Here is a 26551-nt window from a genome sequence, read left to right as displayed (position 1 = left end):
ACGCCCCGACCCTTCCGCTTGAGTGGCCGATCACGGCCGCAGGGCGGTCCGTAGTTTCGTGAGGCTACCGCTCGAAGCGCTCCGGCGATGCCGCCGCATAGTGCGCGATGGCCGCGGCCAGCAGTTCCGCGACGCCCGGGCGCGGCGTGACGTTCTTCGGCGCGTCGTAGGAGGCGGTGAAGCGGGCGTCGGCCACGTACATCTCGCCGAGACCCGCGTAGGCTTCCGCGCTCGGGGTCCAGCTGTGGCAGACCCATGCGTGGTGGCGGGCAATGACCGCCTGCACGGCGTCGTCCTCCGGACCCAGGCCGGCACCCAGCGCCGCGAAAAGGTCGTCGGCGATCCGCTCGTGTTCGGCCAGCAGCCGTGCCTGGCCCTCGGGGCCCAGCGCGCGAAGCCGCGTGTTGCTCTCCTCGACGGCCCGGTCTCCCCAGCGCGTCCGCGCCTCGGCTTCGTAGGGGTTGGCCTCGAAGCCGTCGAATGCCTGTACCGGGTCCATGTCTTCTCCTGACTGAAGGTGTGCGATGGTTTCGCGCACGCTGGCAGCCATGGCGGCCAGCCTGTCGCGCTCGGCATCCAACCACCCGGCGTGCGCCGCCAGGGTCTTCAGCTCGTCTTGCTGCCCGTCGAGCACCGAGGCGATCGTCTCGAGGGACAGGCCCAGTTCCCTCAGCAGCAGGATGCGCTGCAGGCGCAGCACCTCGGGCCGGCCGTAGAAACGGTACCCGTTGGTCGCGGTGAAGGACGGGGCGAGCAGGCCGATGGCGTCGTAGTGGCGCAGGGTCCGGGCGCTGATGCCCGAATCCCTGGCCAGCTGCGAGATGCCGTATTCGGCGGGTTGGTGGTGCCTCATGTCCTTCAGCGTAGGAGTTGACGTTGCGTCAAGGTCAAGCGGGTCCGGCGGCTACTTGCCGGCGGGGGTGTCCAGCACGGCCAGCGGCTCGGCGGACGGGGAAGTGCTGCCTTCGGCGGGTTCCACGGTGACCATCACGGAACCGACCTTGGACACGCCGTTGAAGCCCTCGGTGGCCGACTCGGCGCCGGAGTCGATGGTCGACAGGAGGGTGGCGCGGTCGGACTCGGCCTCGATGAGCCACACCGTGTAGCGCTCCGAGCCGTCGATGCGCGGCAGGGAGGTCAGCGCGATGGACCCGGCATCGGCCTTGGCGGAGGTGCTCAGCACGGCGTGCCCGCCGCCCTCGAGGTCCGCCTGGACCACGACCTTGTCCTTGGCGCCGTCGACCTGCGACACGTAGTTCTTGGGCGCCAGGTTGGTCAGCAGGATGACGACGCCGATGAGGATGACGGCCAGGCCGGCCACCACGAAGACCCACTTCTTCAGCGGCCTGCGCGTGCTTTCCGAGTCGGTGGAAACCTGGTCCACGAGATCCATGCCGAGGTCGTCGTCGTTCTCATCGTCACGATGCCCTGGGTACACAGGATCGGTGCCGCTCATGATGTGCCATCCTTTGGGTGATTTTGGGTCGGCCGGATAAGGCCACCAGTAAGCATAGGGGAAAAGGCTATGCGTTGAGTGTGTGCCAGCCGCGTGCGGGCTTGGCGTGGCGCCCTATTTGGCGGTTGCCGCGGCGAAGCCGTGCTGGCGCCAGGCCTCGTAGATGGCGATCGAGGCGGAGTTGGCCAGGTTCAGCGAACGACGGGCCTCCAACATGGGCAAACGCACGGTGGCGGTGACGTGCGGGTCGACCTTGACCTCGGCGGGCAGGCCGACGGACTCGGGGCCGAACATCAGGACGTCGCCGGGCTGGTAGGCCACGTCGGTGTACAGGGTCTCGCCCTCGGATGTGAAGGCAAACACACGCTCGGGTGCCAGCGCGGCCCAGGCGGACTCGAGGTCCTTGTGCACGGTGACCACGGCGAGGTCGTGGTAGTCGAGGCCGGCGCGGCGCAGCTTGGAGTCCTCGAAGTCGAAGCCCAGCGGCTCCACCAGGTGCAATTCGGCGCCGGTCACCGCGGCGAGCCGGATGGCGTTGCCGGTGTTGCCGGGGATTTCGGGGGTGTAGAAGAGGATTCGAAACACGTGGTTCAACCTTTGGGTGCGTAGGGGACTGACGGGGAAGGCGATCGGGTGGGAGTGCTCTGCGGCCTAATACATGCCGCCGAGCAGCCGGGAGAGCACCGACCGGTCGACGACGTTCGGGGCGGGGCCGGTGCCCAGGAACATTTTCAGTTCGCGCACCAGGTTCACGGCGTTGACCACGTTGGAGGTGCTGGTGGGGCTGGGTTCCCCGCCGCGGGCGTAGTCGATGACCGGTTCGTGCAGGTTGCCGTCGGGGGAGTGGATCACGGTCCACCCGGTGACGTTCAGCTCCGGGAACAGGGCCTGCATCTGGTGCACCGTCGGCGCGATGCGCGGGGGATCGATGTGCTTGCCGTCGCGGAACAGCGAGGCCCCGTCCCACCGGTACACGCCCTTGGGCAGCAGCATCGAATGCACGATGGCCAGCCGGTAGCCGCCCAGCAGCGCGTGGTCGATGTAGCCGCCGCCCGGGGCGTGCAGCCCGTTGACAAGCCGCGTGGAGGGCAGCGCCGGAAGCAGCTGGCGCGAGAGCAGCTGGATGGTGCGCGCCTCGCGGGCCAGCCGCGCCTGGGCGCCGAAGATGCCGCGCTTGCGGGGCGCCCCGTGGATCTGCTGGATGGACTTGGCCCTGTCGAGGGGCGAGGCCGGCGATTCCAGCAGCGGCGGCACGAACACCGTGGGATCCGAGGCGGAGGATCGCGGGGCGTTGGACTCGAAGCGCATCGAGGCGCCGGCGGAACCCGCGGACCCGTAGCCGCCCGCGGAGGGGGCCTTGCCGCGCAGGTAGCTCGACTCGGTGCCGTAGCTGCGGTCGTAGCGTTCGCGGGCCGCCGGGTCGATCAGGGTCTCGTAGGCGAGCGTGACGGCGCCGAAGTCCTCAGCATTGCCGCCGTGGTCCGGATGCGTCACCCGGGCGGCCTTGCGGTAGGCCGTCTTGATCTCGGTGGCGCTGGCGGTGCGCGCGATGCCCAGGACTTCGTAGTGGGTTCGACGCTGGGCCACGGGGGAGACCTTTCGCTGTTGACGGGGCTTGGTCCCGCATTTCCCGCCGAGCCCGGGGGCGGAGGGGGAAGAACGGAAGAAGGTGCTCTTGAAATCCTACCGGTTGGGCCTTGTGGCGCAGAACTTGGCGTGCGTCACGGGCTTGCGCGGCCGGGCGCAAACACGTAATTTCGGCTGAATGTCCACGGAATACAATCACCGCGTCGTTGTTGCCGCGAACAGGAGTTCGGGCACCGGTCGCGGACACCGCGCCGTCGAACGCACGATGGCCGCGCTGCGCACCCATGGCATTGACGCCGAACTCCTCGAGGCGCCGAGCTACGCGCAATTGCAGCGGGACGTTGGGGACCGGATTGCCGGTGGCGTGCGCGCGCTGGTTGTCGTGGGCGGCGACGGCATGGTGCACCTAGGGTTCAACGCGGTGGCCACGACAAACACGCCGCTGGGCGTGGTGCCGGCGGGAACCGGAAACGACTTTGCGCGGATGCTCGGCCTCGCCCCGAGGGTGCCGGAGATAGCCGTCGAACGCATTGCCCGGGCCCTGGATTCGGCCCCGCGGGCGGTTGACGCCGCGCTGGTGACCGGAGCCTTCGGCAGCCGGTACGTCGCGGGCGTCTTCAGCGCGGGCTTCGACGCGGTGGTCAACGAGCGGGCCAATGCGATGACCTGGCCGCGCGGTGCCCAACGCTACAACCTGGCGCTGCTGCGCGAACTCCTCGCCTTCATGCCGCGCCGGTACACGCTGCGCATCGACGGGGGTTCCGAGGAGCACCTCGAGGCGATGCTGATTTCGGTGGCCAACGCGCAGTACATCGGCGGCGGCATGCGCATCGTGCCGCAGGCAAGCATCACCGACGGGCTGCTGGACCTGGTGGTGATCGCGCCGCTGGGCAAGCTGCGCTTCATGGGGGTCTTCCCCTCGGTCTTTTCCGGAAAGCACATCACCCACCCGGCGGTGCGCATCGAACAGGTCCGCAGCATCACGCTGCAGGCCGCGGACACGCGCGGCTTCGGGGACGGGGAAGAGGTCGGTGCCCTGCCGGTGGAGATCACGGCGGCCCCGGGGGTCGTCAAGCTGCTGTTCTAGGCGCCGTGGGTTCGCGACCCTGTTTGCTCCGGGCGCCGTTTTCTACCGGTGCCGCCCAACCGGGAGACTGCGGAGCCCTCAGGAAACCTTGCGGTACTCGGCCAGCAGGTTCCCGTCCTCCTCCAGCAGCGTGTGCAGGGCCAGCCGGTGCAGTTCGCTTCCCGGGGTGCCGGCGCTGATGCGACCCGCGTCCCCGCCGGCCATGAGCGGCGCGGTGGTGAGGCAGAGGCTGTCGATGGCCCCGGCCTCCTGGAAGGCTCCGAGCAGGTGGGGGCCGCCCTCCGAATGGACGACGCGGTGGCCGCGGTCGGCCAGGACCTCGCGGATCCACAGCGGATCAACGGCGGAACCCGGAAGCGGGCAGTGGAGCACCTCGGCAAGGCGCGACAGCGCGGCGGCCCTGGCCGGATCGGCGGCGGCGGAGGTCAGGATGAGTATCTTGCCGGGGTTCTGCGCGAAGAGTTCCGAGTCCCCGTCGAGGTCCAGCCGCCCGGTGACGACCGCGAGCACGGGCCGCTCGGCCATGCCGCGGGCCAGGCGCCAGGCGCGCGAGGCCGGATCGAGCAGTTCGCCCTCGTAGCCCTCGGCGCGGATGGTCCCGGCGCCCACCAGGATCACGTCGGCAAACCTGCGCAGCAGCGAGAACACGCGCTTGTCCCCGGCCGATCCCAGCGCGCCGGAAAGCCCGGCGTGGGTGGCGGCGCCGTCGACCGAGGCCACGAAGTTGAAGCGGACAAAGGGCACGGGGCCGGGCGGGGGAGCGTAGAAGCCGAGCAGCTGCCCGTCGTCGGGATCGGCGAGGTGGCCCGGGTACAGCCGCTGCATCAGGCGTCGGCCTCCGCCGCCACCGCGGAATCCACCGCGGAGTCCACCGCGGCCACGGGTGCCGGGGCCGTGCGCTCGGGGTGCGCCGGCGCGTTGACCTCGCCCATGTTGTGCTTCAGGTAGGCCGGTTCGCGCCAGCCCATGGCGGCCTCCAACAGGCGGACCGTCGAGGCCGATTCGGGGATGTTGTGCATCCGGATGATCCTGGCGCCGTTCATGATGCACATGGCTGCCGCCGCCAGCGAGCCCGCGGTGCGCTCGGCCTTGGGCAGGTCCAGGGTCTCCCCGATGAAGTCCTTGTTGGACACCGCGGCGAGCGCCGGGTAGCCCAGCCCGGCAAAGGACTCGAAGCCGGAGGTCAGCGCCAGGGTGTGCAGGGTGTTCTTGTTCAGGTCGTGGCCCGGGTCGATGATCAGCTTGTCGTCGGCGATGCCCAGCGATCGGGCCAGCTCCACCTTGGTGCGCAGGTAGTCGGCCACCTCGGCCACGACGTCGTCGTAGCGGGGACGCGGGTAGACCGTGCGCGGGGCCGCCAGCGAGTGCGTGAGCACCAGGTGCACTCCCGCGTCGGCCACCACGCGGCCCAGCTCGGGATTGCTCAGCCCGGTGGTGTCGTTGATGACGTCGGCCCCGGCCTCGATGGCGGCGCTGGCGACCTCCGGCAGGAACGTGTCGGCGGAGATGATGACGTCGGACTGCGCGCGCACCGCGGAAATCACCGGGACCACGCGCTGGGCCTCCTCCTGCCAGCTGAGCGCCGGGCCGGGGGAGAAGGGCACCCCACCGATGTCGATCCAGTCCGCGCCGGCATCCACCGCCGCGAGGGACGCATCGACCGCGGCCTGCAGGGCAAAGGTCGCGCCGCCGTCGTAGAAGCTGTCCGGGGTGCGGTTGATGATCGCCATCAGGGCGATGCTCGAGGAGAAGTCGATGCTCCGGTGGCCGAAGTGGTGCACCGGGTGTCGCAGCGGCGGTAGGTACATGCTCATGCTTGGTTGCTCCCTTGACGCAGTTGATCCATTCATACCAGTTCGCCGGCCGCTTCGGCGTGTTCTGCGTCGCACCGGCCCTACCCGGGGGCGGATTCCTCGGTAACCTGTTGCCATGACTTTGAACTTTGCGGGACCCGTTGCAGGTAGCTGGATCGTCGACGCGCTGGCGGCGCAATCGGCGGACTCCGAGGTCGCCGACCTCGTGGCGGGACAGGTCCCGGACGGCTACGAGGCCTACGCACGCGTCTTCCACCCGGCGCTGGGGCTCGACGGCGAGGCCGTGCGCTGGGGAAGGATCGCCAAGGGGCGCGGCACCACCATGCACGGCGGCGCCCAGTTCACCCCGGTCTCCGGCATCAGCGAGGACGGCATCGCCCTGGTGGAGGACGCCTGGGAGGGCGAGGCCCCGTCCGGCGACGGACTGCCGGCCGCGGATCTTGCGGCCATCGCCCCGATCCTTGCGGCTCACACGCAGACCCCGCGGGAGATCTTCCTGGCGCTGTGGAACGGGCTGGCGTTCATCCACGGCGGGGACCGGATCGAGGTGCTGCACGACGACGACCCGGAGCTGACCGACGAGGAAAATGCGGCGCTCCGGGAGGCCGCCAACGCCGAGGCCAAGCGCCCGGCCTTCTCCGAGGAGGTCCGCAACGGCCCGACCCTGCAGATGGGATCCGCCTACAGGTCCTTCTACGTATTCGAAGGTACGTTCGAAGACCTGGCCAGCCCGCTGTGGGCACGCACCTCCGAGGGGGAGCAGCGCCAGGCCCCCAACCTGGCCTGGCCCGCGGACCGCGCTTGGCTGCTGTCCACCGAGCTCTACGAGGACTCGAGCATCGTCGCAGGTTCCCGCGCGCTCATCGACGCGCTGGTCGGCTGCCCGGAGATCGAGGCCTACGAGGTATCTATCGACACCCGGCTGGACCTGGACGGGGACAACGTGAACCCGATGCCCGTCGAGGTTGAGGGCGACGACGACGACGATGACGACCTGGGCGAGTTCATCGAGGGTGAATTCACGAACTGACCCGGACCAGGGGAAAACGGGGGAGGATCCCGGCGGACGGCTTGTGAGCAACACCTCTGCGTGGCCCGCGCACCGTGACGGTAGAATTGACCGGTGCGCACCACCCCCGTTTACCTTGACCATGCCGCCACCACTCCCATGTCACCTGCCGCCCTGGCGGCCATGACCCGCGAGCTGGCGCAAACCGGCAACCCCTCCTCGTTGCACGGGGCAGGGCGCCGCGCCCACCGCGTCATGGAAGAATCGCGCGAACAGCTCGCCGCCGCCGCGGGGGCGCACGCCTCGGAGGTCATCTTCACCTCCGGCGGCACCGAGTCGGACAACCTCGCGATCAAGGGACTGTACTGGAACCGCCGCGACGCCAACCCGGCACGCAGGCGCATCCTCTGCTCCGTGATCGAACACCACGCCGTGCTCGACACCGTCGAATGGCTGCAGGCGCACGAGGGGGCCGAGGTCACCTGGCTACCCGTGGACGCCGACGGCGTCATCGACCTGACCGTCCTCGAGGCGGAGATCGCCAAGGCCCCCGAGACCATCGCGCTTGTCACCCTCATGTGGGCGAACAACGAGGTCGGCAGCATCCAGCCCCTCGACAGGGTCGTTGCGCTCGCCGAACCCCACGGCATCCCCGTGCACTCCGATGCGGTCCAGGCCTTCACCGCCGTGCCGATCTCCTTCGCCGATTCCGGCCTGGCGACCATGGCCGTCAGCGGTCACAAGATCGGCGGCCCGGTGGGCATCGGCGCCCTCTTCGTGCGCCGCAACGTGGTCCTCACCCCCGTCCAGCACGGCGGCGGGCATGAACGCGCGCTGCGTTCCGGCACCCTGAACGCCGCCGCTGCCGCGGGCTTCGCGGCGGCGGCCGGCGCGGCGGCCAAGGACCTGGCCGCCGAAAACGAACGCCTGGCCACGCTGCGCGACGCCCTGGTGGCAGGGGTGCGCGAGCTGGTCCCGGAGGCCGTCTTCAACGGCACCGACGACGCGGCACACGCCGGCACCCGGCTTCCGGGCAACGCGCACTTCACCTTCCCGGGCTGCGAGGGCGACTCGCTGCTCTTCGTGTTGGACATGCTCGGGGTGCACTCCTCGACCGGGTCCGCCTGCACCGCGGGCGTGCCGCGCCCGTCCCACGTGTTGCTGGCCATGGGCCGGGACGAGGAAACCGCCCGCGGGGCCCAGCGCTTCACGCTCGGGCATACATCGAGCGCCGCCGACGTTGAGACGTTGGTGGCCGCGTTGCCGGAGGCATACGCGCGCGCAAAAAAGGCCGGCATGGCCGCACAAGTCAGCAGCATCCAAACAGCAGGGACAGGGTTCACACGATGAAGGTTTTGGCAGCAATGAGCGGCGGGGTCGACTCGGCCGTTGCGGCGGCGCGGGCGGTCGACGCCGGCCACGAGGTCGTCGGCGTGCACCTGGCCCTGTCGCGCATGCCCGGCACCCTGCGCACCGGAAGCCGCGGCTGCTGCACCGTCGAGGACTCCAACGACGCCTGGCGCGCCTGCGACAAGCTCGGCATCCCCTACTACGTGTGGGACTTCTCCGAGCGCTTCAAGGAGGACGTGGTCGACGACTTCATCTCCGAGTACGAGGCCGGCCGCACCCCCAACCCCTGCATGCGCTGCAACGAGCGCATCAAGTTCGCCGCCCTGCTCGAAAAGGCGATCGCCCTGGGCTTCGACGCGGTCTGCACCGGGCACTACGCCAAGGTCATCCGCGACGAGGCAGGCAACCCGGAGCTGCACCGTGCCGCCGACTGGGCCAAGGACCAGTCCTACGTGCTGGGCGTGCTGACCCACGAGCAGCTCGAGCACTGCATCTTCCCGCTGGCTGACACCCCGTCCAAGGCCGAGGTCCGCGCCGAGGCAGAGGCCCGCGGGCTCTCCGTGGCCAACAAGCCGGACAGCCACGACATCTGCTTCATCCCCGACGGGGACACCCGCGGCTGGCTGGCCGAGCGTATCGACATGACCCAGGGCGAGATCGTCGACCACGAGGGCAAGGCCCTGGGCCAGCACGAGGGCGCGCACGCCTTCACCGTCGGCCAGCGCAAGGGCCTGAAGCTCGGCGTCCCGGCCGCCGACGGCAAGCCGCGCTTCGTGCTGGAGATCCGCCCGAAGGAAAACAAGGTCATCGTCGGCCCCGAGGCGCTGCTGGCCGTCGACGAGCTGCGCGGCATCAGGATCTCCTGGGCCGGGCTGCCGATCCCAGACGCCGAGGCCGGCACCGAGTTCGACTGCATGGTCCAGGTCCGCGCGCACGGCGACCCGGTGGACGCCCGCGCCCGCGTCGAGGTGCTCGATGACGGAAGCAGCATCATGGTTGCGACGCTCATCGAGCCGATGCGCGGGGTTGCCCCCGGCCAGACCATGGTCGTCTACCAGGGCACCCGCGTGCTGGGCCAGGCGACCATCGACTCGGCGCGCTCGGCCGCATGGGACCCGAGCCTGATCGCCTAGGCGCACAAGAAGTCAACCCGAGGGCCGCGCCGTTTGGATCATCCAAGCGGCGCGGCCCTCCGCGTTGAGGGGTGTTTCGGTTTCCCTCGGCCTGCGCCTCGCCGATGCGGCCGCTGACGTGGCGTTTGAAGACGGCCAAGGCCCGGCGGAGTGGTGCCGGCGCCGGGGCCATGTCGGCCGCCATGAGGGACCCTTGTTACCGCCTGCCCGGAGTGGGAGCATTGTGCCCGGGGCCGGAACGGCAACAAAGGAGTAGGCCATGTCTGACGGAACTGGACTGATCAAGCGCTTCTATTCGGAGGTGCTGGCGGGCGGGAACTACGATCTCATTGACGAGCTGGTGGCGGAGGGGCTTGTCGATCACGAAAGCCTTCCCGGACAGCCGCCCGGCAGGGACGGCGCACGCTTCTTCGTCGACATGATGCGGGCGGCATTTCCGGACCTGAGCGTGAAATCCTCCGAACCGGCGCTTGCCGAAGGGAACCTCGAGGCCGCCCGCACCGTAGTGACCGGCACGCACCAAGGCGAGCTGATGGGAGTTGCCGCAACCGGTCGGACGGTCGAGATCGAGTCGATCGACATCATCCGCACCGAGGACGGCAAGGTCGCTGAACACTGGGGAATCACCGACTCAATGAGCATCATGAAGCAGCTCGGAGCCCTACCCGAATAGGGCAGGGTGCCACGCGACGGCACCTACCGGTGTGTCTCACACATTGGTCAACGGGTCTTGCCGGGAGCAAGGGAACGCCGAATCCCGCGGCCGCTCCGGTGATGCCCGTCGGCCAGCGCCCCGCAAGCGTGCCCGTGACCTTCCCTTCCGGATCTCCGGCAGGGAAAGTCGCGCTGGCCTGGCGTTTTCATCGATTGTCGTTCTGCTCCACCGAAAGGGATCTGGTCGCGAGCGACCGGATGTGGGCGGCGTGGCCGCGGATCGCAGGCTTGTACCGTTCCATGTCCGGCGAGTCGACACGCTCGGCAACCACGTCAAGCAAAGCCGCGACGGCCTCGTCGAAGCGGCCGGATGCGTGAAGAGTGATCGCCTGGAACGCCGCCAGCGACGGGGAGTCCGGAAACGCCTGCCGGGCACGCTCGAGGACTTCCGCCGAGCGGTCGAACTCGCCGAGATTCCGCAGCGTGGATCCATACTGTAGGTAGCATCGGCGCAGCGGGTCACCTGCAAGTCCTGCTCGAAGAGCCTGTTCATAGAACGATCCGGCCGTTTGCTCCATGCCCGCGGTGTCGTAGGCTCCACCTACTTCGTAGAGCACACGGGCGTTTGACGGGTGCTCCTCCAGAATCGGCAACAGTGCATCGATGGTCGGCTGCATGTTGTCCCGATCGCGGGAAGCAAAGATGCGGTCAAGCTCCTCATTCAGTGTCATCCACCTATTATGCCGTTGAGGCTCATGCCCGTCGAAGGACCGTTTGTAGTCAACTCCAGACTCCGGTGGCCCCGTCCCATGTGGGGGTACCGAGCGTGACGCTGAGACACTTCTGATCACTGACCCGGGTCCGTACTTTCGCGGCCTGCCGGTGACCAACGTGCCGGCACCGGGCAGCGGTCTTCAGGCCCTCGTCGCGAACTCGATTCGGACGTGCCCGAGCTCGGCGCGGGGAATCACTGCCGTCACGACGCCTCCGCCATGCAATTCCGCGCCGATGCCGTACACGAACGGATCCGTGTCGATCTCCGCGGCGGGCACCTCGACTCCATCGACCAGGACTTTGACCCGGTGATTCACCGCCCGGACGGTCACGTCCGGTGCGGGTTTGTCCCATGGGTATCCGCTCAGCCCGCGTTCCTGCCTGAACTGGTTCATGAGGATGTAGTTGACGTGGTCGACCAGCTGTTCGTCCACCGAAGGACCCTTGGATGGATCACGATGCCAGCTGGTTTGCACGGCCGCCCAGAGCAGCGGGTATCGCAGTCGCTCGAGATGTTCGACCAGCCACGCGGGCCTCGGCCATGGAGGAACATATTCGTGGGCATTTCTCTGTTCCTCGTCGATGTCTGCGAGGTTTATCGGGTCGGAATGGTCGTTCGGGTTGCGCCAGAGTGTGTAGCTGAGGCTCGCTGACATTTCGCTGTATCCGCGATCGTCCTCGCTGGATTGTAAGCCGACGGTATCCATCTCTTCCAACGCGGGCTGCGGCACGAGTCCCATCACAGGGATGGGCATAAGTTTCAGGAGTCGAGCCTGCTCGATGCGTGGGTCGGGCGCGTTTTCGGGAAGGATCCCTTCGAATCTCATACCTCGATTGTGTACCAAGACACGTGAGCATGGGCCTTTGCCTTGGAAGGGATTGCCGACGCGCACCGCTCCACGTTGCATCGTGGTGGTCGATGTTCCGACCGCGGAAGCATCGTTGCGTCAGCCGATGTGCAGATCACCTAAAGGGAGTCGCGCCACGTCACGGGGTGCGCAAGAACCAGGAGCGCCCACGCCTCAGGGCAGCAGCCAACCGGTCGACCGCGTGAGCCGATGCGGCCGTTCCGACGTCGGAGAAGGACCCCATCCCGCCGTACAAGGTAAAAGCTTTTGCTGAGGCCTCACGAAGTGCGTGCCCATCCGTCGCGTCGATGAACTGCTCCTCGAGCCAGTCGGCGGCGTGGCCGCGATGCTCGTCGTGCTCCGATCCCGCAACGGAGCGTACCTCTGCAATCGCGGAGAGAATTTCATTCCGGACAGCGTCAACGCTCCATCTCTCGTTCTTCACCGGACCAATTTTACGGGCCGCGCCGAGCTTAGAAACCCCATGGGTCAGTACCGCCAGCACCGACCGGGCCAGCGCAGCCCTGCATCTCGTGGTGATCTGGCTTCCCCAATGGACAGAGGAACCCTAGGCGCGGGCCTGGACAAGATTTGCGAAGGGCAACCTGCCGTGAAGCTGGTGGAACTGCGTGTGGTAGTTTGCCTGGGCCGCGTTGAGTTCCTCTGCGGGCAGCTCCTTCCACGCAACGAGAAGCTTCCCTGCATCCGCCACCTGCCAGATCAGTCGACCGTCCCAGTGCCCCGGTGGCTTGCCCTTTCCGAAGTCCACGAATTCCTGGATTTGGCGTCGGAGCCCGCGGTTGCCCTTGCTGCCGGGGCTGGCCTTGCCGATGAACAGGACATCCGCGTCCGCAACCCATTCGGCGGCGAGCTCGGCCTGCGACAGGGACGGGTTCTTCTTCTTGAAAACCCCGGCGGTGCTTTTGGTGAGGAACCGCGGCTCAAACCCCTCGGGCCGCAATACGGCGAAGATCCCCTGATGCTGCGGAATCCGGTTGATCTCAAGTGTGGCGATGGGCCGGAATCCGGTGAACCCGTCGACCTTGAGTGCTTTTTTGTTCAACTGCATCGGGTTCCTTGGATCTGGGTGGCGGGATGGCCGCTGGGCGCTCTCCCGGGGGTGCGATGATTCGCAACTTCGATGCTACCCGGCCGGACGTTGCACACTTTTATCAGGTGCACGGCGGGAGATGGACGCCACAACCATGCCGAGCGCAGCGAGCGCTCCTGCAGAAACGCAAAGGTCCCGGTTTCCTGCCGCACCAAGCGGAAGGAAACCGGGACCTTGTGGTTCTGGACCGAGCGGCTAGGCCTTTGCCTCGTCCACGATGCCGTACATGTGGGTGGAGATGTCCGGGTACTCCAGGCGGGTCTTGCCTGCTTCAAGGGCCGGCAATTGCGCCGGGCCGTGCACGGAGCAGTGCACGAAGTCGAATTCCGGCCACCACTTCTTGGGCCGTTCGGCCTCGCTGAATCCGCACACCGCGCAGGTCAGGTGCACCCATACGGGGCGCTTGCCCTGCTTGTTGGCGCGCGACTGGATCAGCCAAGCCGGGGGATTGGTGTTGATCTCGGCGAACTCGGCCTCGCTCAAGCGGGCGGGAATGTTATGTCGCTTGGCCATTTCCATGGGAATTTCCAGGGCAATCGCGGCGTCTCTACGTGTCATCATCGCTTTCAAGCGTAGGCCACAACCCGCAATGCAGGGTGTGCTTGGTGAGCACCGTCATGTTTGGAGCACCCGAATCATGTTTCCTGAAGATTACGTTTCAGATTCAATGTGTGGCGCGGCGGTTTTTGTTGACATCTTGTGACGGCAATCACTTAGGCTGTACGGGATGTGGTTTGCGCCACAGTTCATGCACTCGCACAAGAGAAGGATTGCTCATGACCCGCAAGATCAACGGTTTGCGTGTAGCCGCTGCCGTAGTTGGCATTTCCGCGCTGGCCCTCACGGCCTGCACAGGTCCGGCTGCGACCCCGAATGCCTCGGGCAGCGGAGCGACGGGCGCGCCCAGCGCCCCGATCACCATGGGAACCACCGACAAGGTGACCTTGCTTGACCCGGCAGGCTCCTACGACAACGGTTCGTTCATGGTCATGAACCAGATCTACCCGTTCTTGCTCAACTCGATGCCGGGTTCGGCCGACCCGAAGAACGACATTGCCGAATCGGCGGAGTTCACCAGCCCCACCGAGTACACGGTCAAGCTGAAGGCCGACCTGAAGTGGGCCAACGGCCACGTTCTCGATTCCAAGGACGTCAAGAACTCCTTCGACCGCCAGTTGAAGATCGCCGACCCGAGCGGCCCGTCGTCGTTGCTGGGCAACCTGGACAGCATCGAGACGCCGGATGCAACCACCGTGGTCTTCAAGCTCAAGAGCGCCAACGACCAGACCTGGCCGCAGATCCTCACCAGCCCGGTCGGCCCGATCGTCGACGACGAGGTCTTCCCCGCCGACAAGATCGTGAGCGACGATGACATCGTCGCCGCCAAGGCCTTCGCCGGCCAGTACACCATCGAGAGCTACGCCAAGAACTCGCTGGTTTCCTTCAAGGCCTACGACGGCTACAAGGGCATGCTCGGCGCGCCGGCCAACACCGCAGCCAACATCAAGTACTACGCGGACTCGAACAACCTGAAGCTCGACGTGCAGCAGGGCAACATCGACGTTGCCTGGCGCTCGCTTTCGCCGACCGACGTTGATTCCCTGAGCAAGGATTCCAAGGTCAAGGTCCACAAGGGCCCGGGTGGCGAATTGCGCTACATCGTCTTCAACTTCGACATCATGCCGTTCGGCGCCAAGACTTCCGACGCCGACCCGGCGAAGTCGCTGGCAGTGCGCCAGGCCGCTGCGAACCTCGTTGACCGCGAAGCGATCGCCAACGACGTCTACAAGGGCACCTACCTGCCGGTCTACTCCTACGTGCCGCAGGGCTTCACCGGTGCCATCGAGCCGTTGAAGGACCTCTACGGCCAGGACGGCGGCCCGTCGCTTGACAAGGCCAAGGCCGTTCTCGAGGCAGCCGGCGTGACCACCCCGGTCGACCTGAAGCTGCAGTACAACCCGGACCACTACGGACCGAGCTCGGGCGACGAATACGCAAAGATCAAGGCGCAGCTGGAAACCGGCGGCCTGTTCAAGGTCGACCTCCAGTCCACCGAGTGGGTCACCTACCAGAAGTCGCGCGTCACCGACTACCCGGCGTACCAGCTCGGCTGGTTCCCCGACTACTCGGACGCCGATAACTTCCTGACCCCGTTCTTCGCCAAGGACAACTTCCTGGGCAACAAGTACGACAACCCGGCCGTCGACAAGCTGATCAACGAGCAGCGCGTGGAAACCGACCCGGCAAAGCGCACGGCCATGATCGAAGAGATCCAGACCAAGGTCGCCGGCGACCTCTCCACCCTGCCGCTGCTTCAGGGCGCACAGGTTGCCGTTGCGGGTACCTCCGTGACCGGCGTCGAGAAGACCCTGGACGCCTCGTTCAAGTTCCGCTTAGGTGTACTCGCCAAGTAGCCACAACCCGCAAGGCAACACCGCGGGCACCACGCCCTGGGCTCCTTTCCCGCAACGGGGGAGGAGCCCAGGGCGCCCCGCGGCTGGCGCCTCGGACAGATAAACCTTCAAGCTAGGACGCATTGTCAATGGCAATCATGAACGACCTCGCCGATGCACCGGCGGCACCCCCGTCGGTGGGCACGGCGGCAACGAAAGCAGGAGGCAGCTTTGCACGCTACCTGGTCACCCGTTTCCTGCTGATTTTCCCCACCATCTTCATCCTCGTGACCCTCGTGTTCTTCCTGATGCGCGTCACGGGCGACCCGATCACCGCTGCCCTGGGCGGGCGGCTCACCCCGGACCAGCTGGCCGAGCGCATCCACGCGGCCGGCTACGACCGCCCGGTGATCGTGCAGTACTTCGAGTACCTCGGACAGATCTTCACCGGCAACTTCGGGCGGACCATCTCCGACAACCGCGCCGTCACCGAGGTGCTGGCCACCTACGGTGCCGCGACGCTGGAACTGGCGTTCAACGCGCTGGTCATTGCGCTGCTGATCGGCATCCCCTTCGGCCTGCTCGCCGCCAAGATGCGCGACCACTGGCCCGATGCGGTGCTGCGCGTCTTCGCGATCCTCTGCTACGCCACCCCGGTGTTCTTCGCCGGCCTGCTGCTCAAGCTCATCTTCGGCGTCTGGCTGGGCTGGCTGCCGATCGCCGGACGCGCCGGGGTCAACGCCGAGCTGCAGCTGACCTCGCTGCAGAACCCGACGGGCATCTTCCTGCTCGACGCCCTGCGCTCGGGCAACATGGCGGCGGCCTCCGACGTCATCCAGCACGCAATCCTCCCGGCAGTCGCGCTGGGCCTGCTCACCGCCGGCGTGTTCCTGCGCCTGGTGCGCACCAACGTGATCGGCACCCTGGGCCGCGACTACGTGGAGGCCGGCCGCTCGCGTGGCGTCTCCGAGTACCGCCTGCTCACCAAGCACGCCTACCGCCCGGCGCTGATCCCGATCATCACCGTGATGGGCCTGCAGATCGCGCTGCTGCTCGGCGGCGCCGTGCTCACCGAGTCCACCTTCGAGTGGAAGGGCCTGGGCTTCCAGCTGGCCCAGTACCTCACCGCACGCGACTTCGTGGCGGTGCAGGGCATCGTGGTGCTGCTGGCGGTCATCGTGGCAGTCACCAACTTCATCGTGGACATCATCGCCGCGCTCATCGACCCGCGAGTGAGGTTCTAGACCATGAGCACCACCATTGCACCCCTGCGTCCGCGCAAGCGACCGCTGCTCTCCCGCCTGCCGATCGTCTCCCACCTGCGCATGAGCGCGGGCCTGCAGCGCGGCATGCTCGTGGCCGGCCTGGTCCTCACCGCGGCCTTCCTGCTCACCGCCCTGCTGGCGCCGCTGATCGCGCCCTTCGGGTTCTCGCAGATCTCCGACGCCCAGGGCAACTTCCCCACGCAGGAACCGCCGGGCGGGCGCTTCATCTGGGGCACCACCGTCGGCGGCTTCGACGTGTTCTCCCGCACCCTCTGGGGTGCGCAGACGGCCGCGCTGGTCATCGTCGTCGCGGTGGTCTTCTCCATCTTCGCCGGCGTGTTCCTGGGCCTGGTCTCCGGCTACATCGGCGGCTGGCTGGACCGCGTGCTGGTCGTGCTGGCCGACGCCATCTACGCCTTCCCGTCCCTGCTGCTGGCGATCGTCATGTCGATCGTGATTTCGCACGGGCAGTCCGGCCTCTGGACCGGCATCCTGGCCGCGGCGATCTCCATCACCGTGGTGTTCATCCCGCAGTACTTCCGGGTGATCCGCGCCGAGACCGTGCGCCTGAAGGCGGAGCCGTTCGTCGAATCGGCCAAGGTCGTCGGCGCCTCCAGCTGGCGCATCATGTTCAAGCACGTGTTCCGCAACGCGACGCGCACGCTGCCGCTGATCTTCACGCTCAACGCCTCCGAGGCGCTGCTGACCCTCGCGGGCCTGGGCTTCCTGGGCTTCGGCATCGAGCCGACCAAGGCCGCCGAATGGGGCTTCGACCTGAACCGCGCGCTCTCCGACGCCACCAGCGGCATCTGGTGGACCGGCGTCTTCCCCGGCGCGGCCATCGTGCTCACCGTGCTGGGCCTGACCCTGGTGGGCGAATCAATGAACGACCTGGCCGATCCGCGATTGCGGATGCGCCGTAAGAAAAAGCGCGGCAGCGGAAGGGGCATGGCATGAGCCAGATCGCAAAACCCAAGGAGGCCACGGCCGACGGGACGGTGCTGAGCATCGAGGACCTCGAGGTCGACTTCGCCACCGATGCCGGCGAGGTCGCTGCGGTGCAGGGCGTCAGCTTCCAGGTCGCCGCCGGCGAGGTGGTCGCCGTTGTCGGCGAGTCCGGCTCCGGCAAGTCCGTGACGGCACGCACCGTGCTGGGCCTGCTGGCCGAGACGGCCACGGCCCACGGGGCGGTGGTGCTGCGCGGCAACAACATGCTCACCCTCAGCGGCAGCGAGCTGCGTGCCGTGCGCGGAACCGACGTGTCCATGGTGTTCCAGGAGCCCTCCACCGCGCTGAACCCCGTGTACACCGTGGGCTGGCAGATCATCGAGGGCATCCGCGCCCACGGCAAGGTCTCCAAGAAGGAGGCCAAGGCCCGCGCCATCGAGGTGCTGCGCAAGGTCGGCATCCCGGAACCGGAGAAGCGGGTCAACTACTACCCGCACCAGTTCTCCGGCGGCCAGAAGCAGCGCGTCATCATCGCCGCGGCGCTCGCGCTGAACCCGGCGCTGATCGTCGCCGACGAGCCGACCACCGCGCTGGACGTGACGGTGCAGGCCGAGATCCTGGAGCTGCTGCGCGAGGTGCGCGACGAGTTCAACACGGGCATCGTGCTGATCACCCACAACATGGGCGTCGTCGCGGACCTGGCCGACCGCGTGGTGGTGATGTACCAGGGCAAGGTCGTGGAAACGGCCCCGTCGCTGGAGCTCTTCGCCAACCCGCGCGAGGACTACACCAAGGCGCTGCTGGCGGCCGTGCCGCACCTGGGCCGCCACTCGGCGTCGGAGGGCATGACCGAGCGCGCCGGGCAGGACAAGGACGTGCTGGTCGAGGCGACCAACCTGAACATCACCTACCCGGGCCGCATGGGCACCCCGGCCTTCACCGCCGTGGACGACGTGTCGCTGCGGATCTGCGCCGGCGAGGTCTACGGCCTGGTGGGCGAGTCCGGTTCCGGCAAGACCACGATCGGCCGGGCCATCGCCGGGCTGAACCGGGTCAGCGGGGGATCGCTGAAGGTGCTCGGGCACGAGATGCTCGGCTTCAAGGAGAAGAACTTCAAGAAGCTGCGCCAGGACATCGGGTTCGTGTTCCAGGACCCCGCGGCCAGCTTCAACCCGCAGCTGAGCATCGGTGCGTGTGTTGCCGAGCCGCTGCTGGTGCACCGGAAGATCTCGGCCGTCGACGCCCGCAAGCGGGTCGACGAACTGCTTGAGGCGGTCCAGCTGCCCCGGTCCTTCGCCGACCGCTTCCCGCACGAGCTTTCGGGCGGCCAGCGCCAGCGCGCCTCGCTGGCCCGGGCGCTGGCGCTGGACCCGAAGCTGCTGATCGCCGACGAGCCGACCAGCGCGCTGGATGTCTCGGTGCAGGCCAAGGTGCTTGAGCTGTTCAAGGAGCTGCAGCGGGAACTGGGCTTCGCGGCCCTGTTCATCTCCCACGACCTGGCCGTGGTGGACATGCTCTCCACCTGGGTGGGCGTGCTGTACCGCGGCAAGCTGGTGGAGGAGGGCATCGGCTCCCGCGTCATGGGCAGCCCGGAGCACCCCTACACCAAGCGACTGATCGCCTCGCTGCCGGTGCCGGACCCCGTCGAGCAGGAAGCGCGCCGGATCGCGTTCCTGAAGGCAAGCTAGACGGGCCCGCACGGCACGGAACGGGATGCGTTGGTTGACACCGGCGCATCCCGTTTCGTGTCCGGCCCGGTTTCCGGTTCCGACGTGTCCAAGGTGCCCGCCGCGCGCCCCACGGGCGCGTCACGGTTGCGTGCACACGCGGCGCGAACCATAGACTGGGAGGCATGAGCGCACAGATCAACCCGCAGGCCGCGGACAACGACCAGCAGGTCGACTACGACCCGACGACCAGCTCCCTCTCCGGGACGGTCCGCGACGAGGTCATGGACGAACTCCTGTCCATCCGCGGCAGCATCGACAACTTCGACGCCCAGCTGGTGTACCTGCTGGCCGAACGCTTCAAGGCCACCCAGCGCGTGGGGCACCTCAAGGCCGTGCACCAGCTGCCGGCCAGCGACCCCGGACGCGAAAAGGCGCAGATCGAACGCCTGCGCCGGCTCGCCCAGGAAGCGCACCTCGACCCGGAATTCGCCGAGAAGTTCATGAACTTCATCATTTCCGAGGTCATCCGGCACCACCAGACGATCTCCGCCTCGCACGCCGAGAACGACAACTAGATCCGGACTTTGCAGATGAACCCCTCCAACATGCAGGCCGAGAACGCCGGGGCGGTTTCCCGGCAGGTTCAGGCCAGCGGGCACGGCCCGATGCCGGGCATCGACGCGCTCGAAAGCCAGCGCATCATCCGCGGCGAACTGGGCGAACCCAACCTGCCGCACCTGCACGAGCTTCCCGACCGCGGGGTCGGCTCCGATGCCATCGGCCGCGGCGCGATGTTCCTGGAGGAACTCAGCGTCGATTTGCAGCCGCACGGCTGGCGGCTCTCGCAGGCCCCGGGCATCGACGCCAAGCGGGCGTCCTCGGCCCTGCGCGAGGACCTGAACGTGCTCGGCGACGTCATCGGCGCCGAGGAATCGCCGGGGCACGAACTGAAGATCCAGCTGCCGGGCCCCGCGACGCTCGCCGCAAACCTGTACCTGCACAATGGCGAGCGCGCACTCAGCGACTTCGGGGCGCGCCGCGACCTGGCCCAGTCCCTGGCCCTGGGGGCGGTGCGCCACCTGCGCGACGTCGCCCGCGGCACGGGCCGCGAACTCATCACGGTCTACGTCGACGAGCCCGACGCGGGCGCGGTGCTCAACGGCACCCTGCCCACGGCCAGCGGCTACCGCACGCTGCGTTCGGTGCCCGTGGCCGAGGTCCGCTCCTGGTGGACCGAGCTCACCGAGGCGCTCAAGGGCGCCGGCGCGCACCAGGTGATCCTGGGCAGCGGCGGCGAACCCGAGACCTGGAACCGGGTGGCCTCGACGGCGATCGACGCGGGTGTCGACGGCCTGGGTGTCAACGCCTCCGACCTGACGGTGCCCGGCTGGGAACTGCTGGCCGGGGCCGTGGAAGCCGGACGCCGGATCTGGCTGGGCTGTCTGGCCCCGGACGGGACCTCCCCGGGCGTCGTGGAGGCGGTGGCCACCATCCGCCGCCCGTGGAACCAGCTGGGCCTTTCCGACGCGCTGCTCGATGCCCTGGTGCTGACCCCCACGGAGGGGCTGGACGGCGTCGCGCCGGAACAAGCGACGGCCGTGCTCTCGCGCCTTTCCGCCTACGCCGACGCGCTGAACCAGGTCCGCGTCGACGCCTGAGCCGACGCCGCGCGGCGAAGACAAAACACGGAAGGCCCCTGCCGCATGGCAGGGGCCTTCCGTGTGTGGCGGTTCTCGGCGGTACGTGGTCTTGCCGTCCCGCGAACCTACCGGGCCCGGGAAAGGTCCGCCGCATCGTGGCCCGGGATGGCGTGGGCCGCGGGATCGTTCAGCTCGACGAGCAGCGCCTGGTCCAGCCGTTCGTGGCGGATGCGCAGGTCAACCTGCAACAGGGTGAGCAGCACCTGCAGGATCAGCGCGGACGCCGCGCCGACCACGGCGTTGACGATCGTCGAGAGCACCAGCAGGAGCCATGCGCTGCCGGTGCTTCCGGGGACGGCTGCGACCACGCCCGGGATCGATGAGACGACGCTGCCGAGCACCGACACCACGACGACAACCAGCATCATGATGCCGAAGATGCGCCACCACGATCCGCGGGTCAGCCGCCAGGACTTGGCCACCGCGTCGAGCATCGTCATCGATTGGGAGACCAGCAGCACCTGCACCAGGGCCAGCCGCACGCCGACCCAGATCGTGGCGAAGGTCGCGGCGAGTCCCAGCAGCAGCAGCGGGGCCAGCACAGCGATTCCCCAGGCCGGAGCCAGCAGGACGCCGAGTCCCGCCAGCAACAGCCAGGGCACCAGCGAGGCCAGCGATATCAGCAACTGGTAGCCCACCATCTTCGGGAGGGCGGGAAGGCACAGTGCGTAGCCCGCGCGCCAGGAAGTGGGGCGGTCCAGCGTCGCGCGCATCGCGGCAACGGTGGCCGGTCCGGCCACCAGCGCGGAGACGATCAGCTGGAGCAGCACCACCAGGGCCACAGCCGCGGCGTACAGGTACCACGGGTAGGGGAAGGCGTCCCGGAGCACGCTCTCGAATGCCGCGAAATCGTCGCTCTCAGCGGACACGCCCAGCAGCGCATCCTCCAGGCCCGTGGTCGGCGCAAACAGCCAGCCCAGGGAGACGAGCCCCAGGACGCTCGCGACCGCATTGACCACCACGGCGTTGACAAGCGTCGGCAGCGGGGACCGGCGGAAGACGGCAAAGGTGCCCTCGAGCAGGTCGGACAGCGTGAGCGGGCGCAACTCGACCACGCCGGGCTTGGCCGGCCGCGGGGGCGGCGGGAACTGCGGGTACCCGTAGCCGGGCGGCACGCCGGGACCCGGGTACGGGGGCTGCCCGGGGTTCGGAGGCGGGGCGGATCCCCAGCCCGGGGGAGGAGGCCCCCAGCCGGGCTGCCGGCCTCCGGGTTCTTCGGGGGAAGCTGTGGGATCCTGCGACATCGAATCGACCTTTTGTCCTTGCTGCGTCGGGTGGATGGTCAGTGCACCCCTCCCGCGCCCGTTCGGGGTGTCCCCTCCAGCCTAGGCGTTGCGGCCTGACATGCGGGGCATTGGCAGATGCCCGTTTCACGGCCTATTTGTGCGCCGGCCTCATGTAGTCTTGTTCCTAACTGGGAACCGGCGTACATCGGGCCCGCGCAGCACTATGGAAGGGCAGATTATGAAGGCACGCATCTTGGTTGTCGACGACGACGAGGCGCTGGCCGAAATGATCGGCATCGTCTTGCAGAACGACGGCTTCGAGGCCGTGTTCTGCTACGACGGCGCCAAGGCGCTGGGCATCTTCCGCGAGGTCAAGCCGGACCTGGTGCTGCTGGACTTGATGCTCCCGGGCCTCGACGGCATCGAGGTCTGCAAGCTCATCCGCGCCGAGGACGACGTTCCGATCGTCATGCTCACCGCCAAGTCGGACACCGCGGACGTGGTGCGCGGCCTGGAATCCGGTGCCGACGACTACGTCCCCAAGCCGTTCAAGCCCGCGGAGCTGGTGGCACGCGTCCGTGCCCGCCTGCGCCCCACCGAACAGCACGCCCCCGAGACCCTGAAGATCGGCGACCTGAGCATCGACGTCGCCGGCCACCGGGTGACGCGCGAGGGCGCGCCCATCGGGCTGACCCCGCTCGAATTCGACCTGCTGGTCGCCCTGGCCCGCAAGCCGTGGCAGGTGTTCACCCGCGAGCAGCTGCTCGAGCAGGTCTGGGGCTACCGCCACGCCGCGGACACCCGCCTGGTCAACGTCCACGTCCAGCGCCTGCGCTCCAAGGTCGAGCTCGACCCCGAACGCCCGGGCGTCGTGCTGACCGTGCGCGGCGTCGGCTACAAGGCCGGTCAGGTCTGAGCCAGGAGACGACGGGCGCCGCCCCGTCCGCACAGCCCGCCGAAGCGACTCCGGAAACCGCGCCGGAATCCGCACCCGAAGACACCGAATCGGGTGTCCGCTCGTTCATGCGCCGGACCCTCGAGGCGATCCGGCGCGCCAAGGCGGCGGTGCTTTCCCGCTGGAGCCGGTCGCTGCTTTTCCGCACCGTCACCTCCGCGGTGCTGCTGACCGCGCTGGCCCTGCTGGCCGCGGGCGGATTCCTGTCCAACCAGATCGCCGCCGGGCTCTTCCAGGAGCGCTTCCACCAGGTCGAGTCTGAGTCGGTGCGCGGACTGAACCAGGTCAAGGCGATCTTCGATTCGGCAGCCACCACCGACCGCGCCAGCACCCACTCGCTGGTCACCAACACGCTGAAGATCCTCGAGGGCGACGGCGCGCTGGTGCCCCGCGACTTCGTGCTGGTGCCGCTTTCGGGCGACACCCTCTACGTCGGCCCCACGGCCAGCGGCAACCTGACCTCGCGCATCGTCCCCGAGGCGCTTGCGGCGCAGATCCGCGAATCCAACGCCATCTACTGGCAGTCGATCGAGGTCAAGAAGGGGGCCGGCACCGGCCCCGGGCTGATCTTCGGCACGCGGGTCACCCTGCCTCCGGGGGCCGAGTACGGGCTCTACCTGGTCTACGACCTCACCAGCGTGCAGAACACCCTCGACTTCATCAACCGGGCCATGGCGCTGGTTGGCGGCCTGCTGCTGCTCGTGGTCGGCGGCATCACCTGGTACGTCACCCGCGGCGTCGTGCGGCCCGTCGCCGACGCCGCCCAGGTGTCGGAAAAGCTCGCGGCCGGCGAGCTCCAGGAGCGCATGAAGGTCAAGGGCGAGGATGAGATCGCCCGCCTGGGCACCTCCTTCAACCACATGGCGCAGTCGCTGCAGGACCAGATCAACCAGCTGGCCACGCTCTCGCAGATGCAGCAGCGCTTCGTCTCCGACGTGTCCCACGAGCTGCGCACCCCGCTGACCACCGTCCGCATGGCCGCGGAGGTCCTGCACGACGCCCGCGAGGACTTCGACCCGATCAACAAGCGCAGCGCCGAGCTGCTCTACAACCAGGTCGAGCGCTTCCAGATCCTGCTCAACGACCTGCTTGAGGTCTCCCGCTTCGACGCCGGCGTCGCCGTGCTGGACGCCGAGCCCACCGACCTGGTCGCGGTGGCGCGGCGCGTCATCGACGCCGCCACCCCGCACGCCGACGCCATGGGTTCGCTGCTGCGCCTCTCCACGCCCGCCGGCGGCTGCGTCGCGGAGATGGATGCGCGGCGCATCGAACGCGTGGTGCGCAACCTGGTCATGAACGCCATCGAACACGGCGAGGGCAACCCCATCGACATCTCGGTCGCGGGCAACGAGTCCGCGGTGGCGCTGACCGTGCGCGACCGCGGCATCGGCATGAGCCCGGAGGCCAGCACCCGCGTCTTCGACAGGTTCTGGCGCGCCGACCCGGCCCGCGCCCGCACCACCGGCGGGTCCGGCCTGGGCCTGTCGATCGCCACCGAGGACACCCGCCTGCACACCGGGCGGCTCGAGGCCTGGGGCGAGCGCGGCGTCGGCTCCTGCTTCCGGCTGACCCTGCCCCGCGTGCTGGGGGAGACCATCACCGGCTCCCCGCTGCCCCTGGAGCCGATCGTGCTCGCGGACGCGGTGATCGACAGGAACATGCTGATCACCTTCCCGCTGACCGGCGAGATCCCGATCATCGGGTTCAAGCCGCTGCAGCCGATGACCTCGTCCGACCCCAAGCCCGGCACGGAAACAGTGCCGCCGGCCGTGGAGGAAAACCCCGCGGGAAAGCAGGAACCAGATGCCTAGGCCACACTCCGGATTCCGCACGGCCCTGGCCCTGCTCCTCGGGCTGGTGCTGGTGCTCACCGGTTGCTCGGCGATCCCGCGCAGCGGCCCGGTCCAGGCCCTGCAGGTCGAAAACGGCGCCGAGAGCCAGGGCAGCACCTTTTCCCCGCCCGGCCCCAAGGTCGATGCGAGCCCGCGCGAGATCATCGAGGGCTTCATCGAGGCCGGCATCGCACCGCAGGACGACTACAAGGTCGCCCGCGAGTTCCTGAACCCCAAGCAATCCGGGGTGTGGAAGGGCGCCGTCCAGACCCTGGTCTACGACGCTCGTCCCAGCGTGATCCCGGGTGCCAAGGACAACACGTACACCATCCAGTTGGAGGTCGTGTCCCAGATTGACGCCAACGGCGTGAAGACCGAACTGCCGCCGCACTCCACCCGCGCGGTGGACATGACCCTGGAGAAGCTTGACGGCCAGTGGCGCATTTCGGGGCTGCCCGACGGCACCATGATCGACAGGGATTCCTTCGACGGGCTGTTCGCGGCCCAGCCGATCTACTTCTACGACGCGACCTACCACTACGCGGTCCCCGACATGCGCTGGTTCCCCAAGCGGACAGGCCTGGCCGCGGCCATGGTGGAGGCGCTGCTCAAGGGCCCGGCGGGCTACCTGGAAAACGCCGTGGTCTCGGCCTTCCCCAGCGGCAGCTCGCTGGCGCGTTCGGCCGTCCCCATCGAGAGCCAGCGGGCCACCGTGGACCTGAACTCGGCGACGTTCATCGATGCGACGGAACTGAGCCGCCAGCAGATGCAGCAGCAGCTGGACCTGACCTTGAAGGGGCTCAGCGGCATCCGCACGGTGGTGATGACCGACGAGCAGCGCGAGGTGAAACTCGGGCCGCCCGATCCACAGTTCGTGACGGCGCAGGTCAACGCGCCGGTTCCGGACACCCAGATCGGCATCGTCGACCAGACGCTGTACTACGTCAAGGGCAAGTCCATCTCCCGGGTGGCGATCGACGACATCTCCGGATACGACCCGCGCGACCCGGCCATGAGTCCGCTGGGGAACCGGTATGCGTTCCTGGACGGCACGTTCACGCGGCTCTTCACCGTCGATGACCAGGGACACAGCAGGATTGTGGCGACGGGCAGCGCACTGGTGCGCCCGAGCATCGACGCCAGCGGCTGGACGTGGACGGCGGACCACACCGGAAAAACACGGATCCTCGCCGTTCCCGAAGACACCGCGCTCAACGGCAAGGTCAGGCCCATCGCCGCGGACTGGCTCAACGATTCGAGCGTTTCCTCGATCCGCATATCGCGCGACGGGGCCCGAGCGCTCATCGTTTCCTCCAAGCGCGGGGTGTCGACGGTGAGCATCAGCGGCATCCTGCGCGACAGCGACGGCACGCCGCGCGGCTTCGCGACCCCGATGCACCTTTACCCCTCGGTCCCCGTGACCAGGGCGGTCTGGGACTCGGACTCCAGCATCATCGTCGCCGCCTCGGATCCGACCGAACGGGTCGAGGCGGAGCGGATCAACCTCGGGGGCAAGCCCGAGAAGTTCCAGCCGCTGTTGGGCATGGTCGGGCTTTCCGCGGGCCCGGGCGAGCGGCGCCCGGTCTTCGCGGAAACCACGGACAAGCTCTACACGCGTGTCGGAAACTCCTGGCACAAAATGGAGGAGTCGGCCCGCGACCTCTCCTACCCCGGGTAGCGGCCCGCACGCCACCGGCCGCATGCGGGCGACCGATATCCCCAATTCGCCGGGCACGGGA

Annotated in this window: 26 protein-coding genes; 14 read left to right on the top strand and 12 right to left on the bottom strand. The window is 68.1% G+C overall.

Translation table 11 applies throughout. The features are described from left to right. Positions 1–64: 64 nt before the first annotated feature. The 4 genes from ACFY5D_RS05135 to ACFY5D_RS05120 all read right to left on the bottom strand — a co-directional run bounded on the left by ACFY5D_RS05135 (position 65) and on the right by ACFY5D_RS05120 (position 3043). On the bottom strand, positions 65–853 hold the full coding sequence (locus tag ACFY5D_RS05135) for a TipAS antibiotic-recognition domain-containing protein (protein WP_387525937.1): 789 nt from the start codon (positions 851–853) through the stop codon (positions 65–67). Between the two features lie 51 nt (positions 854–904). Beyond that, on the bottom strand, positions 905–1456 hold the full coding sequence (locus tag ACFY5D_RS05130; RefSeq protein WP_387525934.1) for an anti-sigma factor domain-containing protein: 552 nt from the start codon (positions 1454–1456) through the stop codon (positions 905–907). A gap of 114 nt (positions 1457–1570) precedes the next feature. Beyond that, positions 1571–2041: a tRNA (cytidine(34)-2'-O)-methyltransferase gene (locus ACFY5D_RS05125; protein ID WP_387525931.1), complete on the bottom strand. Its 471-nt coding sequence runs from the start codon at positions 2039–2041 to the stop codon at positions 1571–1573. A 66-nt stretch (positions 2042–2107) separates the two neighbouring features. Then, a complete protein-coding gene (locus ACFY5D_RS05120) occupies positions 2108–3043 on the bottom strand; it encodes a J domain-containing protein (RefSeq protein WP_387525928.1) in 936 nt (311 codons plus the stop codon). Positions 3044–3221: 178 nt separating this feature from the next. Between ACFY5D_RS05120 and ACFY5D_RS05115 the strand changes: the two genes are divergently transcribed. Then, positions 3222–4130 carry a diacylglycerol/lipid kinase family protein gene (locus tag ACFY5D_RS05115; RefSeq protein WP_387525925.1) on the top strand — a complete coding sequence of 303 codons (909 nt, stop codon included), beginning with the start codon at positions 3222–3224 and terminating at the stop codon, positions 4128–4130. A gap of 78 nt (positions 4131–4208) precedes the next feature. Here the strand turns inward: ACFY5D_RS05115 and ACFY5D_RS05110 are convergent, their stop codons facing one another. Both ACFY5D_RS05110 and folP read right to left on the bottom strand, forming a co-directional pair. Beyond that, positions 4209–4955, bottom strand: a complete 747-nt coding sequence (locus tag ACFY5D_RS05110; RefSeq protein ID WP_387525922.1) for a pyrimidine reductase family protein — start codon at positions 4953–4955, stop codon at positions 4209–4211. Next, positions 4955–5944 carry a dihydropteroate synthase gene (folP, locus tag ACFY5D_RS05105; protein ID WP_387525919.1) on the bottom strand — a complete coding sequence of 330 codons (990 nt, stop codon included), beginning with the start codon at positions 5942–5944 and terminating at the stop codon, positions 4955–4957. The genes ACFY5D_RS05110 and folP overlap by 1 nt, the downstream gene beginning before the upstream one ends. Before the next feature lie 115 nt (positions 5945–6059). Here folP and ACFY5D_RS05100 point away from each other — a divergent pair, with 115 nt between their 5' ends. The 4 genes from ACFY5D_RS05100 to ACFY5D_RS05085 all read left to right on the top strand — a co-directional run bounded on the left by ACFY5D_RS05100 (position 6060) and on the right by ACFY5D_RS05085 (position 10109). Then, a complete protein-coding gene (locus ACFY5D_RS05100; protein WP_387525916.1) occupies positions 6060–6974 on the top strand; it encodes a hypothetical protein in 915 nt (304 codons plus the stop codon). Between the two features lie 93 nt (positions 6975–7067). After that, entirely contained in the window at positions 7068–8303 is a 1236-nt protein-coding gene (locus tag ACFY5D_RS05095; protein WP_387525913.1) for a cysteine desulfurase family protein, read from the top strand. Then, positions 8300–9436: a tRNA 2-thiouridine(34) synthase MnmA gene (gene mnmA, locus ACFY5D_RS05090; RefSeq protein ID WP_387525911.1), complete on the top strand. Its 1137-nt coding sequence runs from the start codon at positions 8300–8302 to the stop codon at positions 9434–9436. Before ACFY5D_RS05095 ends, mnmA begins: the two co-directional genes overlap by 4 nt. A gap of 259 nt (positions 9437–9695) precedes the next feature. Further along, complete coding sequence (locus tag ACFY5D_RS05085; RefSeq protein WP_387525908.1) at positions 9696–10109, top strand: ester cyclase; 414 nt, start codon at positions 9696–9698, stop codon at positions 10107–10109. A gap of 187 nt (positions 10110–10296) precedes the next feature. Here ACFY5D_RS05085 and ACFY5D_RS05080 read toward each other — a convergent pair whose 3' ends face one another. The 5 genes from ACFY5D_RS05080 to ACFY5D_RS05060 all read right to left on the bottom strand — a co-directional run bounded on the left by ACFY5D_RS05080 (position 10297) and on the right by ACFY5D_RS05060 (position 13384). Continuing rightward, positions 10297–10821, bottom strand: a complete 525-nt coding sequence (locus ACFY5D_RS05080) for a tetratricopeptide repeat protein (protein ID WP_387525905.1) — start codon at positions 10819–10821, stop codon at positions 10297–10299. Between the two features lie 183 nt (positions 10822–11004). Further along, positions 11005–11691, bottom strand: coding sequence for a hypothetical protein (locus ACFY5D_RS05075; protein ID WP_387525902.1), 687 nt, complete (start codon positions 11689–11691; stop codon positions 11005–11007). Between the two features lie 160 nt (positions 11692–11851). After that, positions 11852–12157 (bottom strand): DUF6966 domain-containing protein, encoded by a 306-nt coding sequence (locus tag ACFY5D_RS05070; protein WP_387525899.1) that lies wholly within the window; start codon positions 12155–12157, stop codon positions 11852–11854. Between the two features lie 123 nt (positions 12158–12280). After that, entirely contained in the window at positions 12281–12781 is a 501-nt protein-coding gene (locus ACFY5D_RS05065; RefSeq protein ID WP_387525896.1) for a hypothetical protein, read from the bottom strand. A gap of 237 nt (positions 12782–13018) precedes the next feature. Then, entirely contained in the window at positions 13019–13384 is a 366-nt protein-coding gene (locus ACFY5D_RS05060) for a hypothetical protein (RefSeq protein ID WP_387525893.1), read from the bottom strand. A 215-nt stretch (positions 13385–13599) separates the two neighbouring features. Between ACFY5D_RS05060 and ACFY5D_RS05055 the strand changes: the two genes are divergently transcribed. The 6 genes from ACFY5D_RS05055 (at position 13600) to ACFY5D_RS05030 (ending at position 20757) form a co-directional block, all read left to right on the top strand. Further along, a complete protein-coding gene (locus tag ACFY5D_RS05055) occupies positions 13600–15237 on the top strand; it encodes an ABC transporter substrate-binding protein (RefSeq protein ID WP_387525890.1) in 1638 nt (545 codons plus the stop codon). A 137-nt stretch (positions 15238–15374) separates the two neighbouring features. Continuing rightward, complete coding sequence (locus ACFY5D_RS05050) at positions 15375–16460, top strand: ABC transporter permease (protein WP_387527568.1); 1086 nt, start codon at positions 15375–15377, stop codon at positions 16458–16460. A 3-nt stretch (positions 16461–16463) separates the two neighbouring features. Continuing rightward, positions 16464–17438, top strand: coding sequence for an ABC transporter permease (locus ACFY5D_RS05045; protein ID WP_387525887.1), 975 nt, complete (start codon positions 16464–16466; stop codon positions 17436–17438). Continuing rightward, positions 17435–19117 carry a dipeptide ABC transporter ATP-binding protein gene (locus ACFY5D_RS05040; RefSeq protein ID WP_387525884.1) on the top strand — a complete coding sequence of 561 codons (1683 nt, stop codon included), beginning with the start codon at positions 17435–17437 and terminating at the stop codon, positions 19115–19117. Before ACFY5D_RS05045 ends, ACFY5D_RS05040 begins: the two co-directional genes overlap by 4 nt. Positions 19118–19281: 164 nt before the next feature. After that, positions 19282–19674 carry a chorismate mutase gene (locus ACFY5D_RS05035; protein WP_387525882.1) on the top strand — a complete coding sequence of 131 codons (393 nt, stop codon included), beginning with the start codon at positions 19282–19284 and terminating at the stop codon, positions 19672–19674. Between the two features lie 15 nt (positions 19675–19689). Continuing rightward, positions 19690–20757, top strand: coding sequence for a hypothetical protein (locus ACFY5D_RS05030; protein WP_387525880.1), 1068 nt, complete (start codon positions 19690–19692; stop codon positions 20755–20757). A gap of 107 nt (positions 20758–20864) precedes the next feature. Here the strand turns inward: ACFY5D_RS05030 and ACFY5D_RS05025 are convergent, their stop codons facing one another. After that, entirely contained in the window at positions 20865–22043 is a 1179-nt protein-coding gene (locus ACFY5D_RS05025) for a hypothetical protein (protein WP_387525877.1), read from the bottom strand. 220 nt (positions 22044–22263) lie between these two features. On the opposite strand from ACFY5D_RS05025, the gene mtrA reads away from it, so the two are divergent. The 3 genes from mtrA (at position 22264) to ACFY5D_RS05010 (ending at position 26490) form a co-directional block, all read left to right on the top strand. Continuing rightward, complete coding sequence (gene mtrA / locus ACFY5D_RS05020; RefSeq protein ID WP_387525874.1) at positions 22264–22941, top strand: MtrAB system response regulator MtrA; 678 nt, start codon at positions 22264–22266, stop codon at positions 22939–22941. 107 nt (positions 22942–23048) lie between these two features. After that, positions 23049–24791, top strand: coding sequence for an MtrAB system histidine kinase MtrB (gene mtrB / locus ACFY5D_RS05015; protein WP_387525870.1), 1743 nt, complete (start codon positions 23049–23051; stop codon positions 24789–24791). Then, a complete protein-coding gene (locus ACFY5D_RS05010; protein ID WP_387525867.1) occupies positions 24784–26490 on the top strand; it encodes an LpqB family beta-propeller domain-containing protein in 1707 nt (568 codons plus the stop codon). Before mtrB ends, ACFY5D_RS05010 begins: the two co-directional genes overlap by 8 nt. Positions 26491–26551 lie beyond the last annotated feature (61 nt).

The sequence above is a fragment of the Paeniglutamicibacter sp. NPDC012692 genome, assembly GCF_042901625.1.
Lineage (GTDB): Bacteria > Actinomycetota > Actinomycetes > Actinomycetales > Micrococcaceae > Paeniglutamicibacter.
The sequence above is the reverse complement of the archived record's forward strand: the minus strand, read 5'-3'. Positions and strand labels throughout refer to the sequence as shown.